A 235-nucleotide genomic window follows, 5' to 3' on the forward strand; every position below is an offset into this window, starting at 1 on the left:
ATGACAGAGACCATCGTTCGACGGATACCATCGGGCTTCAGCCGATGGAGGTTCAGTTTTGACCTAATGACAGAGACCATCGTTCGACGGATACCATCGGGCTTCAGCCGATGGAGGTTCAACTTCCACCAAACCCACGGGTGAAAGGAGCACGTCGAAGCCCCGTGCAAAGGTTGAAACTGAAACTCCATCGGCTGAAGCCCGATGGTATCTCTGAGGCTCGCGGGATGTCCGT

The sequence above is a fragment of the Acidobacteriota bacterium genome, assembly GCA_038040445.1.
GTDB lineage: Bacteria > Acidobacteriota > Blastocatellia > UBA7656 > UBA7656 > Onstottus_A > Onstottus_A frigus.